At 70.9% G+C, this 17,489-nt stretch carries 16 protein-coding genes; 9 read left to right on the top strand and 7 right to left on the bottom strand.

The features are described 5' to 3' along the window. Positions 1-50: 50 nt before the first annotated feature. Positions 51-1,040 carry a LacI family DNA-binding transcriptional regulator gene (locus FXF51_RS58490; RefSeq protein ID WP_148443523.1) on the bottom strand — a complete coding sequence of 330 codons (990 nt, stop codon included), beginning with the start codon at positions 1,038-1,040 and terminating at the stop codon, positions 51-53. 240 nt (positions 1,041-1,280) lie between these two features. Between FXF51_RS58490 and FXF51_RS58495 the strand changes: the two genes are divergently transcribed. Beyond that, positions 1,281-4,559, top strand: a complete 3,279-nt coding sequence (locus tag FXF51_RS58495) for a discoidin domain-containing protein (protein ID WP_148443524.1) — start codon at positions 1,281-1,283, stop codon at positions 4,557-4,559. Here FXF51_RS58495 and FXF51_RS58500 read toward each other — a convergent pair. Beyond that, positions 4,556-5,428 (bottom strand): PfkB family carbohydrate kinase, encoded by an 873-nt coding sequence (locus FXF51_RS58500; RefSeq protein ID WP_148443525.1) that lies wholly within the window; start codon positions 5,426-5,428, stop codon positions 4,556-4,558. The genes FXF51_RS58495 and FXF51_RS58500 overlap by 4 nt on opposite strands. 240 nt (positions 5,429-5,668) lie before the next feature. Between FXF51_RS58500 and FXF51_RS58505 the strand changes: the two genes are divergently transcribed. The 4 genes from FXF51_RS58505 (at position 5,669) to FXF51_RS58520 (ending at position 8,189) form a co-directional block, all read left to right on the top strand. Next, a complete protein-coding gene (locus FXF51_RS58505; protein ID WP_148443526.1) occupies positions 5,669-6,355 on the top strand; it encodes a hypothetical protein in 687 nt (228 codons plus the stop codon). Between the two features lie 149 nt (positions 6,356-6,504). Next, on the top strand, positions 6,505-7,200 hold the full coding sequence (locus FXF51_RS58510) for a DUF4344 domain-containing metallopeptidase (RefSeq protein ID WP_148443527.1): 696 nt from the start codon (positions 6,505-6,507) through the stop codon (positions 7,198-7,200). 16 nt (positions 7,201-7,216) lie between these two features. Continuing rightward, entirely contained in the window at positions 7,217-7,921 is a 705-nt protein-coding gene (locus FXF51_RS58515; protein ID WP_148443528.1) for a maleylpyruvate isomerase family mycothiol-dependent enzyme, read from the top strand. 10 nt (positions 7,922-7,931) lie between these two features. Beyond that, positions 7,932-8,189 (top strand): DUF6343 family protein, encoded by a 258-nt coding sequence (locus FXF51_RS58520; RefSeq protein ID WP_148443529.1) that lies wholly within the window; start codon positions 7,932-7,934, stop codon positions 8,187-8,189. Here FXF51_RS58520 and FXF51_RS58525 read toward each other — a convergent pair. Beyond that, the gene (locus FXF51_RS58525) at positions 8,160-8,402 is read right to left on the bottom strand and encodes a DUF3040 domain-containing protein (protein ID WP_148443530.1); all 243 of its coding nucleotides are present in this window, start codon (positions 8,400-8,402) and stop codon (positions 8,160-8,162) included. The genes FXF51_RS58520 and FXF51_RS58525 overlap by 30 nt on opposite strands. Positions 8,403-8,517: 115 nt before the next feature. On the opposite strand from FXF51_RS58525, the gene FXF51_RS58530 reads away from it, so the two are divergent. Further along, positions 8,518-9,063 (top strand): TetR/AcrR family transcriptional regulator, encoded by a 546-nt coding sequence (locus tag FXF51_RS58530; protein ID WP_148443531.1) that lies wholly within the window; start codon positions 8,518-8,520, stop codon positions 9,061-9,063. Here the strand turns inward: FXF51_RS58530 and FXF51_RS58535 are convergent. Genes FXF51_RS58535 through FXF51_RS58545 form a run of 3 tightly spaced genes read right to left on the bottom strand, consistent with a single transcriptional unit; the run spans position 9,060 to position 11,040 of the window. After that, positions 9,060-10,007: a DUF1152 domain-containing protein gene (locus FXF51_RS58535; protein WP_148443532.1), complete on the bottom strand. Its 948-nt coding sequence runs from the start codon at positions 10,005-10,007 to the stop codon at positions 9,060-9,062. The two genes, FXF51_RS58530 and FXF51_RS58535, sit on opposite strands and share 4 nt — an antisense overlap. A 15-nt stretch (positions 10,008-10,022) precedes the next feature. Further along, positions 10,023-10,271: a type B 50S ribosomal protein L31 gene (locus FXF51_RS58540; protein WP_148443533.1), complete on the bottom strand. Its 249-nt coding sequence runs from the start codon at positions 10,269-10,271 to the stop codon at positions 10,023-10,025. 28 nt (positions 10,272-10,299) lie between these two features. Next, positions 10,300-11,040 carry an SDR family NAD(P)-dependent oxidoreductase gene (locus FXF51_RS58545; RefSeq protein WP_148443534.1) on the bottom strand — a complete coding sequence of 247 codons (741 nt, stop codon included), beginning with the start codon at positions 11,038-11,040 and terminating at the stop codon, positions 10,300-10,302. A 140-nt stretch (positions 11,041-11,180) separates the two neighbouring features. On the opposite strand from FXF51_RS58545, the gene FXF51_RS58550 reads away from it, so the two are divergent. Both FXF51_RS58550 and recQ read left to right on the top strand, forming a co-directional pair. Further along, the gene (locus FXF51_RS58550; protein ID WP_148443535.1) at positions 11,181-12,332 is read left to right on the top strand and encodes an MFS transporter; all 1,152 of its coding nucleotides are present in this window, start codon (positions 11,181-11,183) and stop codon (positions 12,330-12,332) included. A gap of 186 nt (positions 12,333-12,518) precedes the next feature. Beyond that, complete coding sequence (gene recQ, locus FXF51_RS58555) at positions 12,519-14,369, top strand: DNA helicase RecQ (protein ID WP_148443536.1); 1,851 nt, start codon at positions 12,519-12,521, stop codon at positions 14,367-14,369. A gap of 433 nt (positions 14,370-14,802) precedes the next feature. On the opposite strand, the gene FXF51_RS58560 is transcribed toward recQ, so the two are convergent. Further along, a complete protein-coding gene (locus FXF51_RS58560) occupies positions 14,803-15,732 on the bottom strand; it encodes a maleylpyruvate isomerase N-terminal domain-containing protein (protein WP_187415177.1) in 930 nt (309 codons plus the stop codon). A 119-nt stretch (positions 15,733-15,851) separates the two neighbouring features. Between FXF51_RS58560 and FXF51_RS58565 the strand changes: the two genes are divergently transcribed. After that, the gene (locus tag FXF51_RS58565; RefSeq protein WP_148443538.1) at positions 15,852-17,474 is read left to right on the top strand and encodes a CocE/NonD family hydrolase; all 1,623 of its coding nucleotides are present in this window, start codon (positions 15,852-15,854) and stop codon (positions 17,472-17,474) included. Positions 17,475-17,489: the final 15 nt, after the last annotated feature.

Below are 17,489 nucleotides of genomic sequence, written 5' to 3' on the forward strand. Positions count from 1 at the left end.
GGGGGGGGGGGGGGGGGGGGGGGGGGGGGGGGGGGGGGGGGGGCGGGGGGTCAGGGGCGGGCGCGGGTTGTGGAGGCGCGTACGACGAGCTCGGGCTCGAACAAGAGCTCATCCGCCGGCACCACAGCCTTGTCGATCTGCGCCACCAGCAGATCCACCGCCGCCCGCCCCATGGCGTCGATGGGCTGCCGCACAGTCGTCAACGGCGGCTCGGTGCAGTTCATCAACGCCGAGTCGTCGAACCCGATGACCGAAATGTCGGCAGGAACGGCAAGCCCAGCACGGCGAGCAGCGCGAATGGTCCCCAAAGCCAGTATGTCGCTGGCGCAGATCACCCCCGTGACCCCCCGCTTGACCAGCCGGGCAGCCGCCGCGTGCCCGCCCTCCAGCGAGAACATCGCCCGCTCCACCAGTTCCTCATCCCCACCGACCCCCCGGAAGGTCTCGAGCTTGCGCCGCGACGGCATGTGGTCCTTGGGCCCGAGCACCATGCCGATCCGCTCGTGCCCGAGCGCCCGCAGGTGGGCGACGGCCATCTCGGCGGCGACCACGTCGTCGCACGACACCTGCGGGAAGTCGAGGTGCTGGACGGCGGCGTTGATCAGGACGGCGGGGAGTTTGCGCTCGTGCAGCAGCTCGTAGTGGCCGTGGGAGGCGTCGGCCTGGGCGTACAGGCCGCCGGCGAAGACGACGCCGCTGACCTGCTGCTGGAGCAGGAGGTCGACGTAGTCGGCCTCGGAGACGCCGCCGACGGTGCGGGTGCACAGGACGGAGGTGAAGCCCTGCTGGGCGAGGGCGCCGCCGACCACTTCCGCGAAGGCGGGGAAGATCGGGTTCTGCAGCTCGGGGAGCACGAGGCCGACGAGGCGGGCGCGGTCGCCGCGGAGCTGGGTGGGGCGTTCGTAGCCGAGCACGTCGAGCGCCGTCAGCACGGCTTCGCGGGTCGCGTCGGACACTCCCGGCTTGCCGTTGAGCACGCGGCTCACGGTCGCCTCGCTCACTCCGACCTTCTTGGCCACCTCTGCGAGTCGTCGCGTCATGCGCAAACTATACGGCCTTCAGCGCAAGTGCTTGCAACGGCTTACGTGCATCGAACGTCGTGGCTTGCACTGCGTCCACGCCGGTGTTCCGGCCGCTTCCCGGGCTCTGACCAGCGGCGGGAGACGGCAGCGCACCCTCAGAGTCAGTCAACTGTTTGCGAAATGTAGTCGAAATATTGCGGCTATCTGCTCGACATCCTATGGTTCGGCCATCCGCCTTACCCGAAGGGCCACACCCCCATGAGAGCTCTGTTAGCCGCCCTTACGTTACTCATCGGATTCCTCGCCGCACCCCCCGCGCACGCCGCCGCCGACACCAACCTCGCCGCCGGCAAGACCGCGACCGCCAGCAGCTTCAACGACGTCTACCGCCCGGCCAACGTGACCGACGGCGACCAGGCCACCTACTGGGAGTCGGCCAACAACGCCTTCCCGCAGTGGGTCCAGGTCGATCTCGGCGCCACCGCGAGCCTCAGCAAGGTGGTGCTGAAGCTGCCCGCCGGCTGGCCCGGCCGCACCGAGACGCTGGCCGTGCAGGGCAGCACGAACGGCTCCAGCTTCACCACCCTCGCGGCCTCGGCCACGTACACCATCAGCCCGGCCGCGACCGTCACGCTGCCCGCCGGCACCACCGCCCGCCACGTCCGCGTGCACATCACCGCCAACTCGGGCTGGCCCGCCGGCCAGCTCTCGGAGCTGGAGGTGTGGGGCACCACCCAGACCGATCCGGGTCCCGGCCCCGGCGGCACCAACCTGGCACTCGGCAAGACGATGACCGAGTCAGGACACACCCACACGTACGTGGCCGCCAACGCCAACGACGACAACCTGCAGACCTACTGGGAGGGCGCCGCCTACCCGGCCACCCTCACCGCGCAGCTCGGCGCGAACGCCGACCTGTCGTCGATCGTGCTCAAGCTCAACCCGGACCCGGCCTGGGGCCGCCGCACCCAGACCCTCCAGGTGCTCGGCCGCGAGCAGTCGGCGACCGGCTTCAGCACGCTGCTCGCCCAGGCCACCTACACCTTCGACCCGGCCTCGGGCAACAGCGTGACCATCCCGGTCACCGGCAAGGCCGCCGACGTGCGGCTGCAGTTCACCGCCAACTCGGGCGCGCCGAGCGGCCAGGTGGCCGAGTTCCAGATCTTCGGCACCGCGGCCCCGAACCCCGACCTGACCGTGTCGGGCCTGGCGTCCTCCCCCGCGTCTCCGGTCGAGACCGACACGGTGACGCTGTCGGCGACGGTCAGGAACGCCGGCACCGCCGCCTCCGCCGCGACGTCGGTCAACTTCTACGCGGGCGACACCAAGGTGGGCAGCGCCGCCGTGGGCGCGCTGGCCGCGGGGGCGTCCGCCACCGTGTCGGCCGGCATCGGGGCCAGGGACGCGGGGACGTACCAGCTCTCGGCCAAGGTGGACGAGGACAACAAGGTCGTCGAGCAGAACGAGGGCAACAACGCCACGACGGGCACCCTGACCGTGCGGCCGGTGGACACGGCCGACCTGATCGCCTCCCCGGTCGCCTGGACGCCGGGCAACCCGGCCGCGGGCACCACGGTGACGTTCTCCGTCGCGATCAGGAACCAGGGCACCGTGGCCTCCAGCGGCGGCGCGCACGGCATCACGCTCACCGTCGCCGACGAGGCGGGCAATGTCGTCAGGACGCTGACCGGCTCCACCAGCGGCGCGATCGCCGCAGGGGCCACCACGAGCCCGGTGACCCTGGGCACGTGGACGGCCGCCAACGGCAAGTACACGGTCAGGACGGTGCTCGCCGACGACGCCAACGAGCTGCCGGTCAAGCGGGCCAACAACACCAGCACGCTGCCGCTGTTCGTGGGCCGCGGCGCGAACATGCCGTACGACACGTACGAGGCGGAGGACGCCACCCTCGGCGGCGGCGCGGCCCGCGTCGGCCCGAGCAGGGAGATCGGCACGATCGCCGGCGAGGCGTCGGGCCGCCGGGCGGTCACGCTCAACCAGACGGGCGCCTACGTCGAGTTCACCACCAGGGCGGACACCAACACCCTGGTCACCCGCTTCTCGATGCCGGACGCGCCGGGCGGCGGCGGGCAGAGCTCGACGCTGAACGTCTACGTCAACGGCTCCTTCCTCAAGGCGATCAACCTGACCTCGCGCTACGCCTGGCTGTACGGCCCCGAGGCGAGCCCGAACAACAACCCGGGCTCCGGCCCGCCGAGGCACATCTACGACGAGGCGAACCTGCTGCTCGGCACCACCGTCCCGAAGGGCAGCAGGATCAGGCTGCAGAAGGACGCGGCCAACTCGCTGAACTACGCGATCGACTTCGTGGACTTCGAGCTGGCCACGCAGGCCGCGAACCCGGACCCGGCGAAGTACGCCGTCCCGGCCGGGTTCGGTCACCAGGACGTTCAGAACGCCCTCGACAAGGCCCGCATGGACGCCAATCTGACCGGCGTCTACCTGCCGCCCGGCGACTACCAGACGAACTCCAAGTTCCAGGTGTACGGCAAGGCGATCAGGGTCGTCGGCGCCGGCCCCTGGTTCACCAGGTTCCACGCGCCGTCCGGCCAGTCGAACACCGACATCGGCTTCCGGGCGGACGCGACGGCCAACGGCTCGGCGTTCACGGGCTTCGCCTACTTCGGCAACTACGTCGAGCGCATCGACGGCCCCGGCAAGGTGTTCGACTTCAACAACGTGGCGAACATGACGATCGACAACGTCTGGATCGAGCACCAGATCTGCATGTTGTGGGGCTCGAACGTGGACAACCTGACGATCAGGAACTCGCGGATCCGCAACGTGTTCGCCGACGGCCTGAACATGACCAACGGCAGCACCGGCAACCACGTCACCAACATCGAGACCAGATCCACGGGCGACGACAGCTTCGCGCTGTTCTCGGCCATCGACAACAACTCGGGCGAGCAGTTCGGCAACGTCTACGAGAACCTGACGTCGCTGCTGACCTGGCGGGCCGCGGGCCTGGCCGTGTACGGCGGCTACAACAACACGTTCAGGAACATCTACGTGGCCGACACGCTGGTGTACTCGGGCGTCACGATCAGCTCGCTGGACTTCGGGATCCCGATGCACGGCTTCGGCGCCAGCCCGCCCACGACCTTCGACAACATCTCGCTGGTCCGGGCCGGAGGGCACTTCTGGGGTCAGCAGACGTTCCCGGCGATGTGGCTGTTCTCCTCCTCGAAGGTGTTCCAGGGCATCCGGGTCAGCAACCTGGACATCGTGGACCCGACGTACAGCGGGATCATGTTCCAGACCGGCTACTCCAGCCCCACCACCCCGCTGAACCCGATCAAGGACACGGTCTTCACGAACGTGTCGATCAGCGGGGCGCAGAAGAGCGGTGACGCGTTCGACGCCAAGTCCGGGTTCGGCATCTGGGTGAACGAGCTGCCCGAGCCTGGCCAGGGCCCGGCGGTCGGCTCGGCCACGTTCAGCAACCTGCGGTTCGGCAACAACGCGCAGAACATCAAGAACACGACCTCCACGTTCACGCTCAACATCAACTAGAGCTCGGCCCTGGTGGGCAACCCCTGCCAGTCGCTCACGCTGGACACCGCGGCGGCGCTCAGCAGCGCCCCGCGGTGCAGGCGTTCCTGGGGGATGAGGCCGTCGAGCGCGGCGCTGATGTAGCCGGCGGCGAACGCCTCCCCCGCTCCGGCGGTGTCCACCACGGGCACCTGCCAGCCCTGGACGTCGTAACGCATGCGGTCGGCCCGCACGCTGACGCCCTTGGCGCCCCGGTCCACCACGACCTCCCGCTCGGGGGTGAGGGCGAGCTTGACCAGGTCGAGCTCGTCCTGGCGGAGGAAGAGCAGGTGTGACTCGCAGGCCAGCTCGCTGAGCACCTCCTCTGCCTCGCGCACGGACGGCCACAGCTCGGGGACGTACTCGACGGAGAAGGAGATCGGCACCTCGGCGCTCCTGGCCGCGGCGACGGCGGCGCGCACGGCGTCCTGCGCGTCCCTGCCGAGCGCCGCCGTGAGGCCGGTGACGTGCAGCATGCGGGCGGCGGCGATGCGGTCGATGGGCACGTTGCCCGGCGCGAGCAGCGCGCCGGCCGAGCCGGTGCGGTAGTGGGTCACGCAGAGCTCGCGGCCCACGCGCGACTCCCGCAGGAGCAGTCCCGTGCGCGCGCCCTCGGCGACGCGCGTGTCGGAGACGTCCACGCCCTCCCCACGCAGGACGGTCAGCGCCCTGGCGCCCAGCTCGTCGTCGGCCACCTTGCCCAGGTAGGCGCACCGGTGACCGAGCCTGGCCAGCCCGATGGCCAGCGTGAACTCGGGCCCGCAGACGTCGAGCCTGGCCTCACTCTCGTGGCGGACGCGACCGCTGGAGACCACGCCCAGCGGCTCGCCCAGGGTGTAGACGTCGGTCATGAGCCCCGACTGTAGTCGGTGAAGGTCGACAAAAAGAGATTTTTCCGCATATGCCCTGGTTAAGGCCGTGATCAAATATTTTTCGTAACTTTAGCCAACCTTTTCCCTTGATCGTGCCTCAAAGTAGTAGAGGGAGTCGGCCGCCCCGAAGTCGGCTCCGAAGTCAATACGGGGAGAGGAATCAGCACCCTCATGAAGAAGATCGCAGTAGGTATCCTTTCCGCCACTATCGGCGGTGCCATGCTGGTGTCCGGGGCGGGGATCGCCTCCGCCGCCACCAAGGCCGACACCCAGCTCGTGATCCGCGACATCAGCCCGAACCCTGTCGTGGTCAAGAAGGGCTCCGAGACGACGGCGTACTTCGACGTCGGCGCCAGCTCCGACGTCCAGAAGGTCGAGCTCAGCGTCGCGCCCGCGGAGAACAACTTCCGCACGCTGCGCACCAAGGACGTCAAGGACCTCGAAGGCTGGCGCTGGGCCATCGGGTTCAACGAGAACGACTACGCCGGCAAGTGGAAGGCCACCGCCGTGGCCTTCGACAAGGACGGCAAGGAGATCGCCAAGGACGACGCGTTCTTCTCGGTCGAGGTCGAGAAGGGCAAGCTCGACACCACGATCTCCCGCTTCAGCGCGGACCCCTCCAAGGTCCGTAAGGGCAAGTCGATCTACTTCTCCGGCCGCCTCCTCGTCGACGACGAGGGCTGGGAGGGCGTCCGCGGCGAGAAGGTGAACATCTACTACAAGGCCAACTACCGCAGTGGCTGGAAGTGGGTGGCCTCCGACTGGACCGGTCGCGGCGGCAAGTTCTACGCCAAGACCAAGGCCTACAAGAGCGGCACCTTCCGTGCCGTGTACGCCGGCGACGACGAGCTCGAGGGCGCCAAGAGCCGCTCGGACTACGTGCGCGTCTACTCCTGGCGCCGCTAGTACCGCCAGGTACTGAGGAAGCACCATGCTGGGGCCCAGTCCTTCGGGGCTGGGCCTCCGGCTTTTTCGCCTTCGGCAGGTTTAGCGATCATCCGATCGCCGCATGGGAAGTCCCATTGCGTTGATCGAACCCCCGAAGGAGCACACGCATGCCGCATCCCGTGATCGCCCTCGTCCTCACCATGACGAGCACGCTGGGAGCGGCACCCTCGCCGGAGGTGTCCGTCCGGTACGAGCGCCCCGGCTCACCGCGCGCAGAGAAGGCCGAGCGGCTGCTGAAGGAGAGCGACGCGCTGAAGACCGACGTCCGGCTGCCGCAGCCGGTCAAGGTCGTGGCCCGCGACTGCGACGAGCCGAAGGCCACCTGGGACCACGACAAGCGGGAGATCACGATCTGCTACGCGCTGGTCGACCAGGTGAACCGGACGATCAAGGGCATCTCCGAGACCGAGGAGACCGGCGAGAAGGCCGCGGACAAGCGTGTGCGTGGCGCCCTGTCCGTGCTCTTCCACCACCAGCTCGGGCACGCCCTGACCACGCTCAACGGCATGACCGACAGCGACGCCCAGGCCGACCAGTTCGCCGCGCTGACCCTGGTGGCCGACACGCCCAAGCGCGTGGTGGCCGCCGCCGAGGCCCGCCACCTGCTCGCCGGGCACACCGGCATCGACCACCTGTCGGGCATGGCCGAGTCGGCCACGTTCGCCTGCCTGCTCTACGGCGCCGACACCGGCAAGTACGGCAAGATCGCCAAGGGCGGCTGGGTGCCGGCCGAACGCGCGCCGTCCTGCGCGGGCGAGTACGGCCGGGTCCGGACTGCCCTGGGAGATAAAGTCAGGACGTGAGGGGTAGCGTCCGGGTATGGCCGACGACCTGCTCAAAGACTTCAACCCGTTCGACATCTTCGACGCCGAGGCAGCCAGGCTCGACCGGTACTTCGCCGGCCTCGACGACGCCGGCTGGCGGCGGGCGTCCCGCTGCGAGGGCTGGTCGGTGCGCGACGTGCTGGCGCACCTGGCGGGCGAGGAGATGTACAACCACGCCTGCCTCGACGGAACCGTGCAGGACCTGATGGGCCGGCTGGCGGACGAGGGCATCGGCGGCTACAACGACTTCAACGAGTGGTGCGTGAGCGCGCGCAGGGACCTGCCCGTGGAGGACGTCCTGACGGAGTGGCGCACGAAGAACGGCGAGACCCGCGAGCGCATGCGGGAGCTGGGCGGCCACGCCATGCTCGACACGATGGCCGGGCCCTACCCCGTCGGCCGGCAGGCCTTCCACTACGACTCCGAGTACGCCACGCACGCCGACGACGTGGGCGCGCCCGTCGCCGACGACGAGGTGGACGGCCGGGCGTTGTGGCGGGTCGCGGTCGGCCGGTTCGTGCTGGCCGAGCAGGACGCCAAGGTGCAGGTGGACCAGACGGCCGAGCAGATCTTCGCCGCCGTGGACGGGGTCACCGCCACGCTGTCGTACCCGGAGTTCGTCGAGGCCACGGTGGGCCGGCTGCCCGCCTCGCACGACCTCGACCCGCGCATCGCCTCGGCACTGAGGTGCCTGGCGTGAGGAGGAGGCCATGTGGCTGCGTAACCGCGAGGGCACCGAGCCGCTGACGGCCCGCAGCCCGGTGGGCGCCCGGCGCGTCCTGTCGATCGTCGCGCTGGCGTTCGGGGTCGTGGCGGCCGTGTTCTGCACCGTGATGGCCGTACGGACGGGCGAGGAGGTGTGGCGCTGGGAGGCCGCCATCGCCGCCCTGGTGGCCCTGTGCGCCGCGACCAGCCTGGTGGTGCTGCGGCATCACCGCTCAGGTCGTCAGCACCGCCAGCAGCAGTAGGAGGATCACCAGCGCGGCGGCCCAGAACAGCGCCCAGACATGGGCCAGCGCCCACATGCGCAGCCGGTCGCCGTACGGCTGCGAGGGCAGCGGCTCGCCACCTGCCTCGATCCTGTTGATGGCCGCGACGCGCCTGGCCAGCTCGGGGTCGTCTCGCTCGAGGGCTCGCTCGATCTCGGCGAGAATACGGCGCTCCCTTCCGGAGAGACTCATCACACCACCACTGCTCTCACGCCGATGACCGTGTTTTACCCACGGGTAGCCCGCGCATGCCCTGGCCTTGGTGATCACAGTGTGTGCCGGAACGGAAACTCAGGATAATGAGGGCATGGCGACACCGCGACAGCGTTACCGGGAGCAGGTCAGGAGGGAGATCAAGCAGGCCGCGCTCGCCCAGATCAGCGGGGGCGAGGAGCTGAACGTCACCGCGGTGGCCAGGCGGCTGGGGATGACGGGGCCCGCCCTGTACAAGTACTTCGCCGGGCGCGACAAGCTGCTCGCGGAGCTGGTGGACGACGGTTTGGGCGAGCTGGCGGCGGCCGTACGGCAGGCCGGGGCCGCCACTTCGGAGGGCGGGCCGCGCGAGCGGCTGCACGCGCTGGCGCGCGCGTTCTACGACTGGGCCGTGGCGCATCCGGGCCTGTACCGGCTGGTGGCCTCGGCGCCTACCCTGCCGGGCGCCGAGGAGGTGCTCAGGCCGTTCCAGCCGGTGCTCGCGCAGGCGCCCGGCGGCGGCCCGCCCGCGACGGTGCTGGTGTGGGCGCGACTGCAGGGCGTGCTGAGCGTGGAGCTGCGGGGGCCGTTCACGGGCGTCGGGGAGGCGTTGCTGACGGCCGAGATGGACGCGCTCGCCGACGCCATGGGCCTGCTCTAGTGCGGGAACATCTTCGGCGGCCGGGGCGTCACCTCGTCGCGGAACGCCTCGATCACGGAGACGACCTGGCGCATCAGCACGGTGTCCTGAAGGCGGTCCAGGTAGAGCGAGCGCCTGGCCAGCGCGTCGAGGTCCACGGCGAAGCAGATCGCCATCAGCGGGTTGACGAACAGCTCGCTGCCCTTCGTCCTGTCGGTGAAGCGCACGTCGCCGAACTCGCCGCGCACCGCCGCCGCGATCGAGCCGTTCACGATGCTCGGGTACGCCGGCAGCTCCGCCTGGGCGTGGGCGACGGCGTCGAGGTAGAGCGCGCCCGCCTTGGTGGACCTGGAGACGGAGAACGCGCCCAGGTAGCCGCCCTCGCGCTCCAGGGCCGCCAGGTTCTCCAGCACCTGGACGTGGTTGACGCCGTGGTGGGCGTCCACGCCGAAGCCCAGGCAGACCACGGCCTTCACCGGCACGTCGAGGGCGTGGGCGGCGGCCAGGCTCGCCATGTCGTCGGCCGGGGTGCCGAGGCCGGCCTCGTCGCCGCGCATCAGGATGTCGGTGCCGCCGTCCACCAGAACGACCGCGTCCAGGCCGAGGTGCTCGGCCAGCCTGGCGTACGCGGCGCGCAGCGGCCTGACCCCCACCTTGGGGAAGGCGTAGACGGTGGACGGCTGGCCGTGCGCCGCCAGCCAGCGCGACAGGCAGCCCTCGGGGAAGTACCAGTCGCGGGCCTCGGTGTCGGGCCGGATCTCCGCGACGTCCTCGCACAGCCAGACGTCGAGGTCGAGGGCGTCGAGGTGGCTGAACGACAGGTTCGCCAGGTGCACCTCCTTGCCCGCCTCCCGCAGGGATAGGGCCAGAGGTAACCCGGCGTAGACGTCGGAGCCGCCGCCCGCGCCGGCGACGAGGATCCGGCGGGAGCGCTCTAACCGGGCGGACAGCGGCGAGTCAAGCACACGTCACATCCTGCCTCACTTGTCCCTTCCGTAGCGCTGGTTGAAGCGCTCGACGCGGCCGGCGGTGTCGAGGATGCGGCCGCGGCCCGTGTAGAAGGGGTGGCTGGCGGACGAGACGTCCACGTCGATGACCGGGTACGTCCTGCCGTCCTCCCACTCGACCGTCCTGTCGCTGGTCAGGGTCGAGCGGGTGAGGAAGGCGAAGCCGACGCTAGGGTCGCGGAAGACGACGGGGCGGTAGTCGGGGTGCAGGTTCTTCTTCATGGCCCCTGCAACCAAGTGGCAACGGTTTTCATTCCCGAGCTTCTGGGTCCAGTCCGAGCACCGTACGGCCGCCGTCCACCGGGATCGTGGCGCCGTTGACGAAGGCGGCGTCCGGGGAGAGCAGGTGCGCCACCACGGAGGCCACCTCGGCCGGGGTCGCGACGCGGCCCAGCGGGTGCAGCCTGGCCAGCTCCGACTCCAGCCGCGGCGTCCGCGTGGCCTCGTACCGCTCCGTGGCCACCGAGCCGGGAGCCACGGCGTTGACGCGGATGCCGCGCCTGCCGTACTCGACCGCGAGCGCCCTGGTCAGCCCCTCCGTCGCGGCCTTCGCCGTGGAGTAGGGCAGGCTGCCGGGCACGGCCCTGGTGGCCTGGTGCGAGGTGACGTTCACGATGGCGCCCGGGGTGCCGGCGTCCAGGAAGTGCCGCACGGCGGTGGCGCAGCCCACCACGGCCAGGTCGAGGTTGGCCGCGATCAGCGCTCTGACCTCGGAGATCGGGGACGAGTGCACGGAGGCGTCACGGAACACGGCTGCGTTGTTGACCCAGCCCGCCAGGGTGCCCGACTCCTGGGCCAGGTCCGCCGCCCAGGCGACCACCTCCTCGTCGGCCGCGTCCCCGATCACCGGGACGACCCCCGGGCCCGCCCAGCGGAGCGCGTCCTTGTCGCGCTCGACGGCCACCACGACGCTCCGGTCGCCGAGCAGGCGCTCGACCACGGCCCTGCCGATGCCGCGCCCGCCGCCGGTCACCACGTACGAAACAGTCATGATCCGACGTTATGACGGCATGGCCGCATTTCTCTTTATCTTTTCGGTGGCGAAGTGACTTTTATCACCGTATTTACAGCAGGTGAACGGGAACAAATCACATCGTGATCGCCCTCGCAGGACCGAAAGCGCCGGCGCGAATGATCGGCGCACTCGCGATCACCCAGACCGCCGGATACGGCATTCTCTATTACGCGTTCTCCGTGTTCATCCCGCCCATGTCGCGCGAACTGCATGCGGGCGTCGCGCAGCTCACCGGGGCGATCACGCTGTCCGTCCTGGTGTCGGGACTCGTCGCGCCGCTCATCGGCCGCCTCCTGGACCGGCGCGGCGGACGCGGCCTGATGACGCTCGGCTCCGCGCTCGGCGCGCTGGCGGTGCTCGCCTGGTCGCAGGTGCACTCGGTGGCGCAGCTCTACCTCGTGTGCGGGTTGCTGGGCGTGGCGTCCGCCATGGTGCTGTACGAGGCCGCGTTCGCGGTGATCGTCGCCTGGTTCGACGCGAGCCGGCGGTCGCGGGCGCTGCTCGCGGTGACCGTGGTGGCCGGGTTCGCGTCCAGCATCTTCCTGCCGCTGACGGGGCTGCTGGTCGAGCTGTACGGGTGGCGGCAGGCACTGGTCATCCTGGCCGTCGGGTACGCGCTGATCGCCGTCCCCCTGCACGGGCTGGCCGTGCGCAACCGGAGCGCGCCCGCCCACGCGGACCGGGGCGAGATCGTCGGGGCGGCGCTGCGCGAGCGGCCGTTCTGGCTGCTGGCGGCGGCCTTCCTGACACAGACCGGCGCCGTGGCCGTCATGGGGGTGCTGCTGATCACCTACCTCATCACACTCGGGCACGAGCCCGTGTTCGCGGCCGGGGTGGCCGGGCTGCTCGGCGTGCTGTCCGTGACCGGGCGGCTGGTCACCACCGGGCTGCAGGCGCGCTGGCCCGTCGCGCTGATCACGGCGGGCATGTTCGGGCTCCAGGGGCTGGCCGCCGTGCTGCTGCCGCTGGTCGGGCAGGACGCGGCCGGGGCGGTGGCGGCCGTGGTGCTGTTCGGGCTGGGGTTCGGGGTGGGCACGATCGCCCGTCCCGCGTTGCTGGCCGATCGGTACGGGACGGCCGCGTACGCGTCGCTCAGCGGGGCGCTCGCGCTGCCCATCACCGTGGCCAAGGCTGTGGCGCCGCTGGTGGCGGCCGGGATCGCGCAGGTTGCCGGGTATCCGGCGGTGATGGGGGCGGTGGCGGGGGCCTGCGTGCTCGGGGCGCTGTCACTCGTCATGTACGCCAGAGCGCGCCCGGCAGCCGCTTAGCCAGGCCTACCGGGTGTCATGGCGGCCTTGGTCACCTACGGGCTGTCATGGCGGCCTTGATCGCCTACGGGCTGTCGGTCGTGGCGGTTACCATCGCCGGGAGGCTCTGGGAACACCGCCCCTACCGCCTCTCCGCCATCGGCGGAACTGACGATCCGCTCACCCCCGAACACGTAAGGTAGCCGCATGGATACCCCCACCGAGGTTCTGCACCGCGTGTTCGGCTACGACTCGTTCCGGGCGGGTCAGCAAGAGATCATCGACCACGTCGTGACGGGCGGCGACGCCCTCGTCCTGATGCCCACCGGCGGCGGCAAATCGCTCTGCTACCAGATCCCCGCCCTGGTGCGCAAAGGCGTGGGGGTCGTCATCTCCCCGCTGATCGCGCTGATGCAGGACCAGGTCGACGCGCTGCGTGCGCTCGGCGTGCGGGCGGGGTTCCTCAACTCGACGCAGAGCTTCGACGAGCGGCAGCTCGTGGAGTCGGAGTTCCTGGCCGGCGAGCTCGACCTGCTCTACCTCGCGCCGGAACGGCTGCGCGTCGACGCCACGCTGCGGCTGCTGGCCAGGGGCGACATCTCCGTGTTCGCCATCGACGAGGCCCACTGCGTGGCCCAGTGGGGTCACGACTTCCGCCCCGACTACCTGGAGCTGTCCAGGCTGCGCGAGCTGTGGCCCGACGTGCCGCGCATCGCGCTGACCGCCACCGCCACGCCGTCCACGCACGCCGAGATCTCCTCCAGGCTCGGCCTGGAGCAGGCCCGCCACTTCGTGGCCAGCTTCGACCGGCCCAACATCCACTACCGCATCGCGCCCAAGAGCGAGCCCAAGCGCCAGCTCCTGGAGTTCCTGCGCACCGAGCACCCCGACGAGTCCGGCATCGTCTACTGCCTGTCGCGCTCCTCCGTGGAGAAGATCGCCGAGTTCCTGGCCGACAACGGCATCGCGGCGGTGCCGTACCACGCGGGGCTCGACGCCCGCACCCGCGCCCACCACCAGTCCCGCTTCCTGCGCGAGGACGGGCTGATCGTGGTGGCCACCATCGCCTTCGGCATGGGCATCGACAAGCCCGACGTGCGCTTCGTGGCCCACCTCGACCTGCCCAAGTCCCTGGAGGGCTACTACCAGGAGACCGGGCGGGCGGGGCGCGACGGGCTGCCCGCGACCGCGTGGATGGCGTACGGGCTGAATGACGTCGTCCAGCACCGGCGCATGGCGATGGAGGGCGACGACGCCCACCGCCGCCGCCAGGTGCTCCACCTCGACGCGATGCTCGCACTCTGCGAGACCGTGGGCTGCCGCCGGATGATGCTGCTCGACTACTTCGGGCAGAAGGGCTCCCAGCCGTGCGGCAACTGCGACACCTGCCAGACCCCACCCGAGTCCTGGGACGGCACCGTCCCCGCCCAGAAGGTGCTGTCCACCGTGTTGCGGCTGCTCAGGGAGCGGCGCCAGAAGTTCGGCGTCGGCCAGGTCGTCGACATCCTGCTCGGCAAGAAGACCGCCAAGGTGCTGCAGCACGGGCACGAGACCCTGACGGTGTTCGGGGTGGGCGCCGACCTGGGCAACGCCGAATGGCACGGGGTGGTGCGCCAGCTCCTGGCCCAGGGCCTGCTCGCGGTGGAGTCCGACTACGGCGCGCTGGTGCTGACGGACGACAGCGCGGCGGTGCTGCGCGGCCAGCGCGAGGTACGCCTGCGCCGCGACGCCCACCGCCCGGCCCGCGCCAAGACCGCCTCCGGCGGCAAGTCCGCCCAGCCCGCCGCCGAGCTGCCCACCGAGGCCGCCGCCGTCTTCGAACGCCTGCGCTCGTGGCGGGGCGCCACGGCCAAGGAGCAGGGCGTGCCCGCGTACGTCATCTTCCACGACGCCACCCTGCGCGAGATCGCCACCCAGGCGCCCGCGTCGCTGGCGGAGCTCAGCAAGGTGAACGGGGTCGGGGAGAACAAGCTGGCCAAGTACGGCGAGCAGGTGCTGCGGACGCTGCACGGCGACGACGTGCCGCCGGCTTCGGAGGGCGAACAGACCCTCCTGTGAGCGCGCGTCGTCATGCGTGGTTCTCGTCGCGGGCGGGCGGCGTGGTGGTGGCGACGGCCGCACGAAGAACGGTCGTCGCCACCACGTTGGTCGGCCGGATCCGCGGCATCTCGCGTGCGCCCGCCTCGCGGATCGGCCGGAAGAGTTTCCGTCCCTGGTGGCACGGTGTGGTTTGCGTGGTCGTCCCGTGACAGGGCGGCCATTCCCGATCTTCTCACCGTATCGGGCGGGACGTCGCGGGTTCCGGTAACTGTGGTGTCGCGAACTGTGGTGTGACTTTGCCGTACATGGTGATCGTACGGCGTAGGGGCGGCGGATGTGAGGGGTGGGCGTCTGGTTGACGCGGGCGCCCGGGCCGGATGGGCGCTTCGTGGGGTGGGGGCTTCGTGGGGTGGGCGCTTCGTCGGGGTGGGCGCTTCGTCGGGGTGAGCGCTCAGCCGAGGGCGGGCCAGGCGGGGTGACGACCGAGGTGGGCGAGGAGGTGATCCTGGGCGGGGGCGCACATGGGCACGGTCACGGGCGGGCCGAACCTCGCGGGCCTGTCGGCGCGGGTGACGAACAGGTGGGCCAGATCCAGCAGCTCCTCCGCCAGAAGCGACGGGATCGGATGGTGCTCGCCACACGCCCTCGCCACGTCCCAGGCGTGCACGGCGACCTCGATGGCGCCCACCGCGGCCACCATCGGGGAGGTCAGGGGGCGGTCGTGGACGGTGATGAGGTCGGCCGTGGTGGCGGCGGCCCAGCGGCCGAGGACTTCCGTGGCGGTGTCTCGCAGGGTGAGGGCGGGGTTGGGGTGAAGCCGCGCGGGCGAGACGCCGACGTCACCGCCCACGGACAACACCCCGCCCTCCCCGCGCGCGGACGGCACGTCCGCCGCCCTGGGCACGGGTGGCAGGTTCGCCGCCCGCACGGGTGGCACGCCCGCTCCGCCGCGCACGGGTGGCACGCCTGCTCCGCCGCGCACGGGTGGCACGCCTGCTCCGCCGCGCGCGGACGGCTCGCCGGCGTCGCCGCGTCCGGGCAAGATGCCGGCCTCCCCGCGTGCGGGCGAGGTGCCGTCGTCGTGCGCAGGCGGCGTTGCGGCGAGGCGCCGGCCGGGCGGTCGCTCGGTCCTCAGCCGATCGGCGGCGGTGGGCCGGCCGGTGGTGAGGTGGCCGGTGGTGAGGTGGCCGGTGGCGGCCTCGTTCAAGGCTTGAAGGGAGTCATCCAGGTGCTTCAGCAGTTCCTGCAAGCTCCACCCCGCACAAGGCGTAGGACGGCACAGAGCCGCCGGGGTCACGATGCGCAGGCTGCCGAGCGAGTAGTCGATGGCCCGCTCAAGCAGCGCCACGCCCGCCATCAGTGCCCGTCTCTGGTCGCTCATATCGCCTCCTCGTGGATGAAGACCGGAGGCGAGCCGAAAAGTCATCGCCTCGCAGGAAGCGGGCCACCGGCCGGGCTGGGTCGTACTCTGGGGCTGGAGCGGAAGGATCTGCCATGGGGATGCTCAGCAGACTGTTCGATCAGCTTCTCGGCCTGCCGGAGGCCACCACTCCCGACATCGAGATCACCCGAGACCTCCCCGTCCCGATGCCCGACGGGGTCGTGCTGCGCGCCGATCGTTACCGGCCGCGCGGGTCGGGGCCGCTGCCGGTGGTGCTGATGCGCACGCCGTACGGAAAGCACAAGCTGGATGCGAAGGGGACGGCCAGGATTCTGGCGCGGCGCGGCATGCAGGTGGTGGTGCAGGACGCCAGGGGCACGTTCGGCTCGGGCGGCCGGTTCTCGGCGTTCCACCAGGAGAAGGAGGACGGCCTGGCCACGGCCGCGTGGTTGCGGGAGCAGCCGTGGTGCGACGGGAGGCTGGCGACCGCAGGGGCGAGTTATGTCGGGTTCACGCAGTGGGCGGTCGGGCCGTATCTGGATCCGCCGCTGGAGGCGATGTGCTTGGGGGTGACGGCCAGCGAGTTCACCACGACGTTCTATCCGGGCGGGGTGTTCGCCCTGCACAACCTGCTGACCTGGGCGTCGCTGATCGGCACGCAGGAGGAGGCGCCGCTGGGCGGGCTGCTGCCGGATCCGCGCAGGGACCGGCGGGTGCGGCGGGCGATGGCGCACGTGCCGATCGGCAGGTCGGACGTGGCCGCGATCGGGAAGCAGGTGCCGTTCCTGCGGGAGGCCGCCGCGCACTCGGGGGTGGGCGACACCTTCTGGGCGGACACCGACAACAGCGCCGCCGCCGTGAAGATGACGACGCCGACCAGCATGGTCACCGGCTGGTGGGACCTGCTGCTGCCGGCGCAGCTACGCGACTACGCCGCGCTGCGCGAGGCCGGGAACCGCAGCCGGATCCTGATCGGCCCCTGGGGGCACGACCTGGGCGTGATGCGGGCGCTGCTGGCCGAGCAGGTGTCGTGGCTGTCTGCGCACCTGCTCGGCGACACCGCCCAGCTCCAGCGCTTGCCCGTGCGGCTCTACCTGCAGCGGGCCGACCGCTGGCTGGACTTCGACCGGTGGCCGCCGCCGCAGTCCGTCCCGACGGAGCTGCACCTGCTCCCGTACGGGCGGCTGGGGTGGAGCGCGCCCGGCGAGGGGGCGCCCGGCGTGTTCACCTACGATCCCGCGCACCCCACCCGCTCCGTGGGCGGGCCACTGCTGGACATGCGGGAGTCGAAGCAGCGCGACAACCGCGCCGTCGAGGCCCGGTCCGACGTGCTCGTGCACACCGGCGCGCCGCTCCCCCGCGACCTCGACCTGATCGGCCCCGTCTCGGCGACCGTGTACGTGCGGACCGACACGGGGCACGCCGACCTGTTCGTGCGGCTGTGCGACGTGGACGAGACCGGCGTGTCGCGCAACGTCACGGACGGCATCCTGCGGCTGCCCGCCGGGAGCGAGGGCGTGGTCAAGGCCGAGGTGGAGCTGCATCCGACCGGGTATCGGTTCCTGCGCGGGCATCGGCTGCGGGTGCAGGTGGCGGGCGGGGCGTTCCCGCGGTTCGCGCGTAATCACGGGACCGGGGAGGCGGTTGAGGAGGCGGTGCGTACTCGGCCGACGCGGTTCGAGATCTTCCAGGACGCCGAGCGTCCGTCGGCGCTCACGTTGCCCGTCTTCGGGGGTTCGTAGGCGGGTGGGACGGCC

Source organism: Nonomuraea sp. PA05 (genome assembly GCF_008086045.1).
GTDB classification, from domain to species: domain Bacteria; phylum Actinomycetota; class Actinomycetes; order Streptosporangiales; family Streptosporangiaceae; genus Nonomuraea; species Nonomuraea monospora.

Bases quoted from the DNA above. Each gene is read 5' to 3' on its own strand.
- FXF51_RS58490 (WP_148443523.1), bottom strand. From the start codon at position 1,040: ATGACGCGACGACTCGCAGAGGTGGCCAAGAAGGTCGGAGTGAGCGAG.
- FXF51_RS58495 (WP_148443524.1), top strand. From the start codon at position 1,281: ATGAGAGCTCTGTTAGCCGCCCTTACGTTACTCATCGGATTCCTCGCC.
- FXF51_RS58500 (WP_148443525.1), bottom strand. From the start codon at position 5,428: ATGACCGACGTCTACACCCTGGGCGAGCCGCTGGGCGTGGTCTCCAGC.
- FXF51_RS58505 (WP_148443526.1), top strand. From the start codon at position 5,669: ATGCTGGTGTCCGGGGCGGGGATCGCCTCCGCCGCCACCAAGGCCGAC.
- FXF51_RS58510 (WP_148443527.1), top strand. From the start codon at position 6,505: ATGCCGCATCCCGTGATCGCCCTCGTCCTCACCATGACGAGCACGCTG.
- FXF51_RS58515 (WP_148443528.1), top strand. From the start codon at position 7,217: ATGGCCGACGACCTGCTCAAAGACTTCAACCCGTTCGACATCTTCGAC.
- FXF51_RS58520 (WP_148443529.1), top strand. From the start codon at position 7,932: ATGTGGCTGCGTAACCGCGAGGGCACCGAGCCGCTGACGGCCCGCAGC.
- FXF51_RS58525 (WP_148443530.1), bottom strand. From the start codon at position 8,402: ATGAGTCTCTCCGGAAGGGAGCGCCGTATTCTCGCCGAGATCGAGCGA.
- FXF51_RS58530 (WP_148443531.1), top strand. From the start codon at position 8,518: ATGGCGACACCGCGACAGCGTTACCGGGAGCAGGTCAGGAGGGAGATC.
- FXF51_RS58540 (WP_148443533.1), bottom strand. From the start codon at position 10,271: ATGAAGAAGAACCTGCACCCCGACTACCGCCCCGTCGTCTTCCGCGAC.
- FXF51_RS58545 (WP_148443534.1), bottom strand. From the start codon at position 11,040: ATGACTGTTTCGTACGTGGTGACCGGCGGCGGGCGCGGCATCGGCAGG.
- FXF51_RS58550 (WP_148443535.1), top strand. From the start codon at position 11,181: ATGATCGGCGCACTCGCGATCACCCAGACCGCCGGATACGGCATTCTC.
- recQ (WP_148443536.1), top strand. From the start codon at position 12,519: ATGGATACCCCCACCGAGGTTCTGCACCGCGTGTTCGGCTACGACTCG.
- FXF51_RS58560 (WP_187415177.1), bottom strand. From the start codon at position 15,732: ATGAGCGACCAGAGACGGGCACTGATGGCGGGCGTGGCGCTGCTTGAG.
- FXF51_RS58565 (WP_148443538.1), top strand. From the start codon at position 15,852: ATGCTCAGCAGACTGTTCGATCAGCTTCTCGGCCTGCCGGAGGCCACC.